Here is a 12,300-nt window from a genome sequence, read left to right on the forward strand (position 1 = left end):
CCATCGGCAGTATGACCCAATGAATGCTCAGGGACGACGACGGGAAGCTCCTGGGACGGCATCGTGTTGTCCATGGAAGACGACCGTTCGCCGCGCCGGGCCGAGAGCCCTCGCCTCACGCAGAGGAGCAGCTGATGAGCGCCCTCGCGTTGTCCGTGCTGCTGTCGCTCGTCTCCGCCGTGGCGTACGCGGGCGGAGCGATCGTGCAGGAGCAGGTGGCGGCGTCCTCCCCGGGTGCCCAGTACGCTCCGCTGCGCCGCCTCGACTGGTGGGCGGCGGTCGCGCTCAACGGTCTCGGCGGCCTCCTGCACGTCGTGGCCCTCGCCCTCGGTCCGCTGAGCCTGGTGCAGCCGCTGGGCGCGCTCACCATCGTGTTCGCCCTGCCCATGGCGGCGCTGTTCGTGGGCCGCAAGGCCGGTGCGACGGCCTGGCGGGGTGCGCTCATGGCGACGGTCGGTCTCGCGGGTCTGCTCACCCTGGTGGGCGCGTCCGACACACAGTCGTTGGACACGGCGCAGCGGGTCGTCACGGCCGGTGTCACCGGCGGTGTGATCGTCGCGCTGATCATCGCCGGCCGGGCCGTGCACCGGCACCCGGCGGTGCGCAGCATCCTGCTGGCCACCGCGTCCGGCATCGCCTTCGGCATGTCCTCGGTCTTCACCAAGACCGTCGCGGTCGACTGGGCCGGTGGCGTCTCGGTCGCGGACCTGCCGTCCCTGGCCGTGATCGGCGTGCTCGCGACGGCGGGCATGCTGCTGTCGCAGGCCTCCTACCGGGGCGCCGGCCTCGCCGCCCCGCTGGCCACGCTCACGGTTGTGAACCCGGTGGTGGCTGCGGTGGTCGGCATAACGATGTTCGGCGAGACGTTCCGCTACGGCACGACCGGCACCGTGCTCGCCCTGAGCTGCGGCGTGGTGGCCGCGGGCGGGCTGATCCTGCTGACGACGGAACGGATCGCGAGGGAAGCCGCCGAAGGGGCTGAGGCCGCCGCCGTTGACGCGGTGGCCGGGGCGGGGGCGGTGGCGGCCGATGCGGCGGTGCACGGGGCGGAAACCGTGCCGGCCCGTGCGAAGGGCGGTCTCGTTCCGGAGGACGCCCAGCCGCGGGACACCCCGCCGGCCGGTAAGGTTCTACTGCCCGCGCCGGCGGGGGCGCGGGTTGCGGACACCGTCCCGGTCCCCGCCGAGCAGCCGTACGAGGTCCGGGAACCAGCCGGGGGCGGCAACCCACCGCTCGCCCCGCAACTCTCGTACGGCCCCTTCTACGGTGGCCCGTTCGTCCCGCCGCCCGCGCTCGACCGGCACCGGGTGCGGATCAGATCCTGACCCCGCCGGCCCGCAGGTACGCCACAGGGTCGATGTCCGAGCCGAAGCCTGGTCCCGTCCGCACCTCGAAGTGCAGATGCGGGCCCGTGCTGTTGCCGGTGGAGCCCGAGCGGCCGATCCGCTGACCGGCGGCCACCGACTGGCCGTCCTTCACGGAGATCGCCGAGAGGTGGGCGTACTGCGAGTAGCGGCCGTCGTCGTGCCGGACGACCACCTGGTAGCCGTAGGAGTCGCCCCACCCCGCGCTGACCACCCGGCCCGCCGCGACCGACTTGACCGAGGTGCCGGTGGGCACGGGGAAGTCGACGCCGGTGTGGTAGCCCTTCGACCAGGAGGAGCCCGCCTGGCGGTAGGGCGTGCCGGTGGAGGCGTCGACGGGGGCGACGACACCTTGGCGAGTGGTGGCCTTGCCGGTCGTGGCCGCCTTCCGGGTGCCACTGCCGGAGGACGGCTTCTCCGGCGACTTCTTCGGCTGCTGCTCGCTCTGCTGCCGTTGCCTCGGCTGCTTCTCCCGCTGCTGCTTCTGCTTCTCCCGCTGCTTCTGCTGCGGCTCGGCGCGGGGCGCCGTGGTGGTCCCTTCCCCGCGAAGCGACAGTCGCTGGCCGGGCATGATCAGGTCGGGGTCCGCTCCGATCTCGGAACGGTTGGTCGCGTACAGGCCGTGCCATCCGCCACGCACCTGCTGGGCGTCGGCGATGCCGGACAGCGTGTCGCCGGTGATCACCGTGTACATCCGGGCCTGGCCCGCACGGGACTGCGGCGTGGTCTGGGGCTTGACGTCCTTCACCGGGTCCGACTTGCCGGTGCCCCGGGCGGAGGACTGCCCGGCGGCCTTGTCGGCGGGCTGCCCGGCGGCCTCCTTCGCGGACTGCCCGGACGGCTTGGCGGCCGGCCCGTCGGAAGACGGACGGATGTCGGGCGTGGCGCCGCCCCGGGTCAGCCCGGCCCGCTGCGAGCACACCGGCCAGGCGCCGGGGCCCTGCCCGTCCAGCACCTTCTCGGCGATGGCGATCTGCTGGTCCTTGGTGGCCAGGTCGGCACGCGGGGCGTACTCGGTGCCGCCGAACGCCTCCCAGGTGGACTGGGTGAACTGCAGCCCGCCGTAGTAGCCGTTGCCGGTGTTGATGTCCCAGTCGTTGGTGGACTCGCAGGCGGCGACCTTGTCCCAGGTCGCCACATCGGCCGCGTGTGCCGTGCCGGTGCCGACGAGCGGGAGCGCCAGTCCCGCGCCGCCCGCCGTGACGGTCAGGGAGGCGCGGTTGATCCTGTTCGGCTGGTACCGGCGGTGCCGGCCGCGTACGGCCATGGGTATCCCCCTCGACATTGCGTCAGGAGGGGCAAAAGTAAGCGCCGGTAACAGGCCATGACAAGACGGCAATCGGCCGGTTGGTCACGGCAAGTGGCGGATAAGACACGGTGGTTGGCGGATGAGACGTCCGCCCGCTGAAGCACCGGGCCCTTCCGCGCGTACTGGTGTCCGCCGGGCCATGAAGTGCGACCGGCGTACCGGCACGTCAGGATGGTCGGGCGGGGAAACCGGCCATACTGGCGGGCACGACCGGCACCACGGACACCAAGGTCACGCACGGTTACCACGGTCACCGCACGGACACCAAGGTCATTAGGAGTCAGCTCCATGAGCACTACAGCGCAGATCGGCGTCACGGGCCTCGCGGTCATGGGCCACAATCTCGCCCGCAATTTCGCCCGCAACGGCTACACGGTCGCGTTGCACAACCGGACCGCGTCCCGCACGCACGCGCTGGTGGAGGAGTTCGGGGGCGAGGGCGATTTCGTCGCCACCGATTCCGCCGAGGAGTTCGTGGCGGCGCTGGAGCGACCCCGGCGCCTGGTCATCATGGTGAAGGCCGGTGACCCGACCGACGCAGTGATCCGGGAGTTCGCCCCGCTGCTGGAGCCCGGCGACATGATCATCGACGGGGGCAACGCCCACTTCGCGGACACTCGGCGCCGGGAACGCGAATTGCGCGAGCAGGGCATCCACTTCGTCGGCACCGGCATCTCCGGCGGCGAGGAGGGCGCTCTGCACGGCCCGAGCATCATGCCGGGTGGCTCCACGGAGTCGTACGACTCGCTCGGCCCGATGCTAGAGAAGATCTCCGCCAAGGCGGCGGACGGGGCGCCCTGCGTGACGCATGTCGGCCCCGACGGCGCCGGGCACTTCGTGAAGATGGTGCACAACGGCATCGAGTACGCCGACATGCAGCTGATCGGTGAGGCGTACCAGCTGCTGCGGGACGTCGCCGGGTACTCGCCCGCCCAGATCGCCGACATCTTCCGCACCTGGAACACCGGCCGCCTGGACTCGTACCTGATCGAGATCACCGCCGAGGTGCTGTCGCACGTGGACGCGTCGACGGGCAAGCCGTTCGTGGACGTCGTCGTCGACCAGGCGGAACAGAAGGGCACGGGCCGCTGGACCGTGCAGATCGCCCTGGACCTGGGCGTCCCGGTGTCCGGTATCGCGGAGGCCGTCTTCGCCCGCTCCCTGTCCGGGCACGCGGCGCTGCGCGACGCCTCGCGGGGACTGGCGGGCCCGAAGGCGTCGCCGCTCGGCGACTCGGAGGCGAGCGCGTTCGCCGACCGGGTGGAACAGGCGCTGTACGCGTCGAAGATCGTGTCGTACACGCAGGGCTTCCACGAGATCGCGGCGGGCAGTGAGGAGTACGGCTGGGACATCGACCTCGGCGCGGTCTCCTCGATCTGGCGCGGCGGGTGCATCATCCGCGCGGCCTTCCTGGACCGCATCCGTGCCGCCTACGACGCCCGGCCGGAGCTGCCGAGCCTGCTGTCGGACGAGACGTTCGCGCAGGAGATCGCCGAGGCCCAGGACGACTGGCGCGAGGTCCTGGTCGCCGCGACCCGCCAGGGAGTACCGACGCCCGGTTTCGCCGCGGCCCTCGCCTACTACGACGCCCTTCGCGCCGAGCGGCTGCCGGCCGCGCTGACGCAGGGGCAGCGGGACTACTTCGGGGCGCACACGTACCGGCGCACCGACCGGGACGGTGCGTTCCACACGCTGTGGGGCGGGGATCGGTCGGAGGTCGACGCGTAGTCGCAGGGTCGTGCGGTCGTAGGGGGTCTGTGGGATTCGTACGGGGTGCAGAGGTCGTACGGGTTGCAAGAGGTCGTACGGGTTGTAGGGGTCGTACAGGTTCAGTAGAGGGTGGGCGAGGGGGGCGGCGGGCAGCGTTCACGCCGGTCGCCGCCCCAGCTGCGTCCGTTCCCGTTCCCGTGGTGTCACGCTCCGTCCGTCCCGTGGCATGTCACGTGAGCGGCGGCCCCGGCTCCGGGTCGGGCACGGGCTCCGGTCCCGGCGGGATCGGCGACGGGGAGGGCTCGGGCGGGCCCGGGTGCGGTGGCGGCGGGGTCGGCTGGGGGCCGGGTCCCGGGGGCTGGGGAGTCGGTTCCGGGGCGGGTCCCGGGGGCGGAGGCGGAGGGGTCGGTTGCGGCCCGGGGCCGGGGGTCGGCACCGGGTCCGGGTGCGGTTGGGGCTCCGGGTCCGGACCGGGGGCCGGCCCGGGGGTGGGACCGGGCGGGACGGGATCCGGATACGGGTTCGTCATGACTGCTGTCCTCCGGCCAGTCGGTCGACATCGGCTCTGGACTTGTCCCCCGCCTACCCGAGGGTCGCCTCCCCACTCACTCCTCTGCGGGAACACGCTGGGACCAGGTGGCGCAGGGCGGGCCGGGGACCGGCTCGGGATGCGCTCCGGGGACGCCCGGCAGGCGCACGGAGCCTGCCTACCGGAGCCGTGCTGCCGCCGCCCCCGCGGCCAGTCCCGGCGCAGGGCTGGCCAGTACCAGGGCGGTGGCCTCGGCCGACTCCCGGGCGGGCGCCATGGATGCCTGGGCCAGGACGATCGCGTCGGCGCCGGTGACGGCTTCGGCCGTCTCGGCCACCGACCGCAGGTAGCCCTCGGTGTCACCGGCCTCGAACCGCGACCAGGCGCCCTCGACGAGACGGGCCCGTACCTCGACGGCACGCCTCGCGCGCCTGGCCTCCTCCCGGATCAGCTCCGCCGTCGGCGTGAGCGTGCTCTCCAGGGCGGCGAGGACCACGACGCGCGGACCGGCGACCACCGCTGCGGCGGCCATCGGCCGGTCCACCCGCAGCACCGGCACCCCGGCGTCGGCGGCGACCGACTCGGCGACACCTCCGATCGTCGAGCAGGTGCAAAGAACGGCCCGTGCTCCCTCGGCGACGGCCCGCCGCACCACGGCCCGGACGGCGTCCGTCACCGCCCGGGGCCCGTCGCGCCGCGCCCGGTCCAGCAGCTCGGCCTCGACGTGATGCCGCAGCTCCAGACCCGGGTGCGCCTCGTCGCGCAGGGCGTCGAAGACCGGGACGTGCACGGCCGAGGTGTGCAGCAGCGCCAGCACGTCTCCCCCTGGGTCTCCGGCTCGTCGCTCTCGTGGCCCGCGTCAGAACCGCTCGGGATGCGCCACGAGCCATTCCTTCGCCGCACGCAGCAGCTCGGGGTCGGCCGCGGGAGCCTCGTCCGGGTGACGCTCCGCCCACTTCACGACGTATGGGCACAGCGGGGCGACGACGACACGCTCGTGCCCGGCGAGGGCGTACAGCTCGTGCGCCAGCGAACCCGCGATGCCCCGGCCCTCGTGGGCCGGCTCGACGACGGTGTGCACGGGGACGAGGGCGCGCTCGGGGGCGTCCAGGACGAAGTACTCGATGCGGCCGACGACCTCACCGCCGCCGATCGCCTCCAGGCGGCCCGCCGCCCGGTCGTCACGGATCTCGATGTCGCTCACGGCCACGCTCCTCGTCCGCGCAGTTCAGTGGGTCAGGACGACACGGCCTGGGGGCTGCGCTCCTGGTCCGATCCCGGCACCGGCTCGGACGGGTCGGCGCCGAGGGCGACGATACGGTTGTCGCCGTCCACGTGCACCACCCGCGGCCGCAGGGCCCTCGCCTCGGCGTCGGTGACCTGAGCGTAGCTGATGATGATCACCAGGTCGCCGGGGTGGACGAGGTGGGCCGCGGCCCCGTTGATACCGATCACCCCGGATCCTCGCTCGCCCTCGATGACGTAGGTCTCGAGCCGGGCCCCGTTGGTGATGTCGACGATGTGCACGAGCTCACCGGGCAGCAGGTCGGCGGCGTCCAGCAGATCGGCGTCGATGGTCACCGAGCCGACGTAGTGCAGGTCGGCCTGGGTGACGGTGGCGCGGTGGATCTTGGACTTGAACATTGTACGGAACATCGGGGCACTCCCACAAGTAGGCTCCCTGCCTGCGTTTTTGCAGGTCAAGGGCTGTTTCGACACCCTACAACGAGTCGCATGTCCGGGCAGCTGTCCCCAGGTTCTTCAGGACTCATGCTGACCACTTGCCAACTGCGAGCGATAGCTCCTGTCCGGTTCGAGGATGACCCGCTGCGTGCTGTTCTGCCTCGCCCGTTCGAGCGATGGCGCCACTGCGGGGCACCTGCATGACTGTCTGCATGACCCCGCAGCCCTCCCTCCTGCCCTGTCCGAGCGATCTGTCCGACGCCCGTTGGGAGTTGATGGAGACGATCTTGACGGCCTGGCGGGGCCGAGCGGCAGAAGGGCTCGCCCAACCTCGGCGGAAAGGTCGCTGACCTGCGGGAAGTCACGAACGCAGATCCTGTTCCTCAACCGGACCGGGGTGCCCTGGCGCTACCCGCCCCACGACTTCCCTCCGCACGCCACCGTCTTCGGGTGCTTCAGCGCCTGGACCGCCGACGGCACGATCGAGAAACTCGGCCTTCATCTCCACCGGATGGTCCGTGAGCAGAAGGGACGCAAGGCCGAGCCCACCGCCTGCGTCATCGACGCCCAGTCCTGAAGACCGCACCCAGCGTGCCCCGTGACACCCAGGGCACCGACGCCGGCAAGAAGATCGTCGGCCGTAACCGCAGCATCGTCGTCGACACCCACGGCCTGTTACTGCTGATCACAGTGACCGCCGCCAGTGTCTCGGACACACCGAGGCCGGCCTGCAGCTCCTGACCCGCGTCGCCACCGACCACCCCACGATCAGCAAGGCATGGGTCGACACCGGCTACAAGAAAGAGGCGATCGAGCACGGCGCCTCACTCGGCATCGACGTCGACGTCGTTCCGCGAAATGAGCAGGTCGAAGGCTTTTCCGTGGTCCCGCGGCGCTGGGTCGTGGAGCGAAGTCTCGGATGGATCATGATGCACCGCCGCCTCGCCCGCGACTACCAGACCAAACCCGCCCACTCCGAGAGCATGATCCGCCTCGCGACGATCACCAACCTCGCAAAACGAGCCACTGGCGAAACAGTCATAGCCTGGCACAATCCATGAACTGTTGCTTCTTCGAGCAGGACGTCCTCTCTCAGGTGTCGATGCCGGTGGTGCGGAACTCCTCCGGTACGAGATGACCCGCGCCCGTGATCTCCTTGGTGGCTTCGAGTACGTCCTTCACGGTGTCGATGCCACGCCAGTAGCCCGAGAGCCGGTAACCGATCAGGGCGCCCTCGGTGGCCAGTTGCGGGAACGTGCTGTCCTCATGGTCGCCCTTGTCCGGCAAGAGCCCGACGACGTGGGGTTCGAAGACGTAGACGCCTGCGTTGATCCAGTAGGGCAACTGCGGGGACTGGACGAAGCCGCGGATGCGGTCGTTGTCCAGGTCGGCCACTCCCCAGTTGGACCGGTACGGGGACAGGGCGACCGTGACGGCCCCGCCCTGATGCGTGTGGTACCGACTCAGGTCCACGAGGGAGTCGGTACAGATGACGTCGCCGTTGAGGACGAAGAAGGGGCCGTCCTCGGGCAGTCGCTCGGCCGCGTGCTTGAGGCCGCCGCCACGGCCCAGAGGCTGGTCCTCGATGGCGTAGCCGACGGTGACGCCGAACCGGGACCCGTCACCCACGTAGTCCTGGATCATCTCGTGCTTGTAGCCACCGCTGATCATGACGTGCTTGACGCCGTGCTCGGCGAGCCACAGGAGCTGGTAGCCGACGATCGGCGCACCCGCCACGGGGACCATGGCCTTCGGCGCGTCGTCCGTGTACGGCCGCATTCTGGTCGCCTGGCCGCCGGCCAGGATCAGCGCTTGAGTTACTGGCATCGCGTTCTCCGGAGTCATTGGCCCGCACCTGCGGCGGATCGGTGATCGCATGCTGATCACATGCGGGCCGTCCAGTGCAGACGTGTTCCGAGTCCCGGACGGCCGGACAGGTGGCGCGAGGACGGCGGCGGCCGGTCACGTTCACGAGCTGGTCGGGGGTGACGTCTCCGGACGGCCGACAGCGGGGGAGGGGAGCTTGCCGATGTGTTGGTGCCGGCGGACGACCAGGACGCCGACGCCGTCCGGGTGTCCGCCGGGGACGTCGTCGGCCCGGACGCCGAGCCGGGCCCGGTCGTACTCGCCGGTCCCCCTCGTGCCATGTCCGGTCCCCCTCGTGCCGAGTCCGGACTGCATGCGCATGCAGTGTCGCGGCGGTACCTTGTCGATCATCCGGCGGGCCTGCCCGCCGCGACCCGCTCCGTCGACCACCACATCTCCATCCGCATGCGGAGGCCGGGGCCGGACAACGCCCCGGTCACGGTGTCACCAGCTGTCGGCGGCCGCCAGCAGCTCGCCGTAGTCGCGCGTCCGAGATGCCTGCTGCAGGTCCGACTCGACCATGATCTGCATCAGTTCCTCGAACTTCACCGTGGGTGCCCAGTCCAGCGCGGCCCGGGCCATGCTGGAGTCGGCGCACAGCGTCTCGACTTCGGCCGGGCGGACCAGCGACGGGTCGATCACGACGTGGTCCTTCCAGTCGAGGCCCACGGCGTCGAAGGCGATCCGTACCGCGTCGCGGACCGAGTGCATCACGCCGGTCCCGATCACGTAGTCGCCCGGCTCGTCCTGCTGGAGCATCAGGTGCATCGCCTTGACGTAGTCACCGGCGAAGCCCCAGTCACGCACCGCGTCGAGGTTGCCCAGCGCCAGCTTGTCCTGCATTCCCAGCTTGATCTGCGCGACGGCCAGTGAGATCTTCCTGGTCACGAACTCGGCACCGCGGCGCGGGGACTCGTGGTTGAACAGGATCCCGGAGACGCCGTACATGTTGAACGACTCACGGTAGTTGCGCGTGATGAAGTGACCGTAGGCCTTGGCCACCCCGTACGGACTACGGGGGTGGAACTGGGTCGACTCCTTCTGCGGAGTCTCCGCGACCTTGCCGAACATCTCCGAGGACGAAGCCTGGTAGAACCGGATCCCGCCGGATCGGGTCGACCTGGAGGTGTTCAGCCCACTCACCATTCGAATGGCCTCCAGCATGCGCAGCACGCCGGCGCCGTTGATTTCGGTCACCAGTTCCGGCTGCTGCCACGACATCGGCACGAACGAGACGGCACCGAGGTTGTACACCTCGTCGGGCTGGACGTGGTCCAGCGCCGAGACCAGGCTGGCCTGGTCCATGAGGTCACCGTCCACGAAGGACAGATCGGATACGAGGCGGCTGATCCGTGACTTTCGCGGGTTGGCCTGCCCTCGCATCAGGCCCCATACCTGGTAGCCCTGCGCCAGCAGATGTTCTGCGAGGTACGAGCCGTCCTGGCCGGTGACCCCGGTGATAAGAGCACGTTTCGACATGAAATCCCCTTACGCCGCCACGGGAAAGACGACCGCTATGCCCAGTGAGTTTTCGCGGGAGCAGTCCCTGCAGGTGACATTCACAGCCGCAAGTCCGCAGTGTCAACGGAAGTCGGGGCACCCTAGTGCATCACCGGGAATTGGCACGGTTACTCATCGGGACTGGGGATTTTCCAGTCAGGAATGGGACGTACTCGTGTCTGACGACTGCCCCGAGGAGACCTCATGCCCCTGCCCGGCACCGACGCAGAGCGCTGGTTGCGCCGCTTCCGGCCCAACGCCAGTGCCCGCGTACGGCTCGTCTGCTTCCCGCACGCGGGCGGCTCGGCGAGCTTCTACCATCCCGTCGCCATGGCCCACGCCGGCGCCGCCGACGTCGTGATCCTCCAGTACCCCGGCCGCCAGGACCGCAGGCGTGAGCCGCTGATGCGCAGCGTTGCCGAGTACGTCGGTCGCGTCGCGCCGGTCCTCGAGAACGAAAGGCCCTTGCCGACCGTCTTCTTCGGGCACAGCATGGGCGCGGTGCTCGCGTTCGAGACGGCTCTCGCACTCGCTGACACGCCGGCCGCGCCCCGAGCGATCATGGCGTCCGGCCGGCGGGCGCCGGCCACGCACCGGGACGAGCAGGTGCACCTGCGCGACGACAAGGGCCTGCTCGACGAGTTGCGGCAGCTCAACGGTACCCAGGCGGACCTCCTGGGCGACGAAGAGATCCTGAGGATGACCTTGCCGGCGGTGCGCAGCGACTACCGGGTCATCGAGACCTACCAGGCCGTGCCGGACCGTACGGTCGACTGCCCGATCACGGTGCTGGTGGGGGACGATGATCCGAAGACAACCGTCGCGGAGGCCGAACGATGGCGGGAGCACTCCACCGCCACCGCCGCCTTCCGTATGCGCACGTTCCCCGGTGGCCACTTCTACCTGGCCGCGCACCAGGCCGAGGTGAACGCCGAGTTGGCGGCCACGCTGTCCGCCGTCTCCAGGGGGCCCGCCATCAGGTAGCCGCTTCGGGGCCGCTGCCGCACGTGCCGTGCGGCAGCGGCCCTGAAGTGTGCATGGTGGCCATGCCTACGTAGCGCTGTGGCATGGCCACCGATCTGCCGGCCGTGCCGGACCGCCGCGAGAAGCGGCTGGCTCCCGGAGCTGCGGGCCGCCCGCGCACGGATGGAGGCCGAGGCCGCCGACAGGGCCCGTCGCCGCCGACGACGAAGGACGCCGCCGTCGGCGGCGAGCAGGCAGCCGTCAGGGCTTTGCCGCCGAGCCGAAAGCTCGGGCCGACCTCATCCGCCCCCCAACTCCGGTGCGCCAAGGAGGCTTCGGGTCCGCAGGTCAGCCGCCGTTCGACTTCACCGAGATGCTCGGCCGGTCCGCCAAGAACACCGGTTGTCGCCCCAAGCAAGGTGCTTGTCGACGCCGGGTACTACTCCGAGGCTGTCGCGAGGCCGTGACGGGGTCGGTACGACCGTCGGCTCCCGCTGCGGGGTCAGGACGGCACTCGCGGCGTTGGCAGCCACCGGCCGCCTGACACAGCCTCCTCGAGGTCTTCCGGCACGAGACACCGGAACAGCTGACATCGCTGCCATGACCCGCTGAACAGCCGGGCGCATCCGTGCACCACGACCTCACCGAGCCATGGACCGACGGGACGGGACGCATCCGAGCGTTCGGCGGTGGGAGCCGGGCGTGATAGCCCGGCTCCCACCGCCGACGACTGCCCGGACAGGCACCCGTCACCGAGACAAGTTGCTAGTTCAGGCCCAGCTCGTCGTCGAGCATGCGGAACATGTCGTCGTCGGTGGCCGACTCGACGTCGAAGCCGTTCTCTTCCTGCTGGTCTGCCGTCCACTTGCTGCGGAGCACGTCCAGCCGACCCGCGATCTGCCGATGCAGCCGCTCGTCGTCCACCGTGATCTCGTCCAGCGCACGCTCCAGCCGCTCCAGGTCCGCCAGCAGCGCGGCCGGCCCGGTCGGTTCGTCGGCGACCAGCTTGGGCAGCAGATGGTCGACCAGCTCGGCCGGGGTCGGATAGTCGAACAGCAGTGCCGCGGGGAGCCGTTGGCCGATGGCCTCACCGATCCGATTGCGGAACTCGACGGCGATCAGCGAGTCGAACCCGAGGTCCTGGAACCGCCGGTGCGGTGAGAGCTCTGCCGCGTCACCGTGTCCGAGGACGGCGGCGGCGTGCCCGCGGATCAGCTCGAGCACCAGCTCCGGCCGGTCGGCGGGCGCGGCCGCGGCGAGTGCCGCGACGATCCCGCCGCCGGCCGGCGCGGTGGCCGTCGCACGTCGGACCGGGGTGCGGACGAGGTGGTGCAGGAGGGCCGGTGTCCCGCCCGCAGCCCGCAGGCCGGGCAGGT

At 70.7% G+C, this 12,300-nt stretch carries 11 protein-coding genes and 1 pseudogene; 4 read left to right on the forward strand and 8 right to left on the reverse strand.

Features of this window, described 5'->3' with window-relative positions:
- Positions 1–134: 134 nt before the first annotated feature.
- Positions 135–1,325, forward strand: coding sequence for a DMT family transporter (locus IE142_RS10715; protein WP_191885478.1), 1,191 nt, complete (start codon positions 135–137; stop codon positions 1,323–1,325).
- On the opposite strand, the gene IE142_RS10720 is transcribed toward IE142_RS10715, so the two are convergent.
- Positions 1,315–2,631 (reverse strand): transglycosylase family protein, encoded by a 1,317-nt coding sequence (locus tag IE142_RS10720; protein ID WP_191885479.1) that lies wholly within the window; start codon positions 2,629–2,631, stop codon positions 1,315–1,317. The two genes, IE142_RS10715 and IE142_RS10720, sit on opposite strands and share 11 nt — an antisense overlap.
- Before the next feature lie 330 nt (positions 2,632–2,961).
- Between IE142_RS10720 and gnd the strand changes: the two genes are divergently transcribed.
- Positions 2,962–4,401: an NADP-dependent phosphogluconate dehydrogenase gene (gene gnd, locus IE142_RS10725; RefSeq protein ID WP_191885480.1), complete on the forward strand. Its 1,440-nt coding sequence runs from the start codon at positions 2,962–2,964 to the stop codon at positions 4,399–4,401.
- 689 nt (positions 4,402–5,090) lie between these two features.
- On the opposite strand, the gene IE142_RS10730 is transcribed toward gnd, so the two are convergent.
- Genes IE142_RS10730 through panD form a run of 3 tightly spaced genes read right to left on the reverse strand, consistent with a single transcriptional unit; the run spans position 5,091 to position 6,568 of the window.
- On the reverse strand, positions 5,091–5,729 hold the full coding sequence (locus tag IE142_RS10730; RefSeq protein WP_191885481.1) for an aspartate/glutamate racemase family protein: 639 nt from the start codon (positions 5,727–5,729) through the stop codon (positions 5,091–5,093).
- A gap of 42 nt (positions 5,730–5,771) precedes the next feature.
- Positions 5,772–6,116, reverse strand: coding sequence for a GNAT family N-acetyltransferase (locus IE142_RS10735; RefSeq protein ID WP_191885482.1), 345 nt, complete (start codon positions 6,114–6,116; stop codon positions 5,772–5,774).
- Between the two features lie 32 nt (positions 6,117–6,148).
- Complete coding sequence (gene panD / locus IE142_RS10740; RefSeq protein ID WP_191885483.1) at positions 6,149–6,568, reverse strand: aspartate 1-decarboxylase; 420 nt, start codon at positions 6,566–6,568, stop codon at positions 6,149–6,151.
- A gap of 239 nt (positions 6,569–6,807) precedes the next feature.
- Between panD and IE142_RS10745 the strand changes: the two are divergent.
- A pseudogene (locus IE142_RS10745) lies at positions 6,808–7,656 on the forward strand (IS5 family transposase).
- Between the two features lie 31 nt (positions 7,657–7,687).
- Here the strand turns inward: IE142_RS10745 and IE142_RS10750 are convergent.
- The 3 genes from IE142_RS10750 to IE142_RS10760 all read right to left on the reverse strand — a co-directional run bounded on the left by IE142_RS10750 (position 7,688) and on the right by IE142_RS10760 (position 9,940).
- Entirely contained in the window at positions 7,688–8,422 is a 735-nt protein-coding gene (locus tag IE142_RS10750) for a nucleotidyltransferase family protein (protein ID WP_229830329.1), read from the reverse strand.
- 141 nt (positions 8,423–8,563) lie between these two features.
- Positions 8,564–8,851, reverse strand: a complete 288-nt coding sequence (locus IE142_RS10755; RefSeq protein ID WP_191885485.1) for a hypothetical protein — start codon at positions 8,849–8,851, stop codon at positions 8,564–8,566.
- 54 nt (positions 8,852–8,905) lie between these two features.
- Positions 8,906–9,940 (reverse strand): GDP-mannose 4,6-dehydratase, encoded by a 1,035-nt coding sequence (locus IE142_RS10760; protein WP_191885486.1) that lies wholly within the window; start codon positions 9,938–9,940, stop codon positions 8,906–8,908.
- A gap of 225 nt (positions 9,941–10,165) precedes the next feature.
- Between IE142_RS10760 and IE142_RS10765 the strand changes: the two genes are divergently transcribed.
- Positions 10,166–10,945, forward strand: a complete 780-nt coding sequence (locus IE142_RS10765) for a thioesterase II family protein (protein ID WP_043386255.1) — start codon at positions 10,166–10,168, stop codon at positions 10,943–10,945.
- A gap of 744 nt (positions 10,946–11,689) precedes the next feature.
- Here IE142_RS10765 and IE142_RS10770 read toward each other — a convergent pair.
- The coding region (locus IE142_RS10770) for an acyl carrier protein (RefSeq protein WP_191885487.1) at positions 11,690–12,300 on the reverse strand (611 nt) is incomplete at its 5' end.

The sequence above is a fragment of the Streptomyces mutabilis genome (assembly GCF_014649815.1).
GTDB classification, from domain to species: Bacteria; Actinomycetota; Actinomycetes; order Streptomycetales; family Streptomycetaceae; genus Streptomyces; species Streptomyces mutabilis.

Excerpts from the sequence above, each read along its gene's own strand:
- IE142_RS10715 (WP_191885478.1), top strand. The coding sequence starts at position 135 with ATGAGCGCCCTCGCGTTGTCCGTGCTGCTGTCGCTCGTCTCCGCCGTG.
- IE142_RS10720 (WP_191885479.1), bottom strand. The coding sequence starts at position 2,631 with ATGGCCGTACGCGGCCGGCACCGCCGGTACCAGCCGAACAGGATCAAC.
- gnd (WP_191885480.1), top strand. The coding sequence starts at position 2,962 with ATGAGCACTACAGCGCAGATCGGCGTCACGGGCCTCGCGGTCATGGGC.
- panD (WP_191885483.1), bottom strand. The coding sequence starts at position 6,568 with ATGTTCCGTACAATGTTCAAGTCCAAGATCCACCGCGCCACCGTCACC.
- IE142_RS10750 (WP_229830329.1), bottom strand. The coding sequence starts at position 8,422 with ATGCCAGTAACTCAAGCGCTGATCCTGGCCGGCGGCCAGGCGACCAGA.
- IE142_RS10760 (WP_191885486.1), bottom strand. The coding sequence starts at position 9,940 with ATGTCGAAACGTGCTCTTATCACCGGGGTCACCGGCCAGGACGGCTCG.
- IE142_RS10765 (WP_043386255.1), top strand. The coding sequence starts at position 10,166 with ATGCCCCTGCCCGGCACCGACGCAGAGCGCTGGTTGCGCCGCTTCCGG.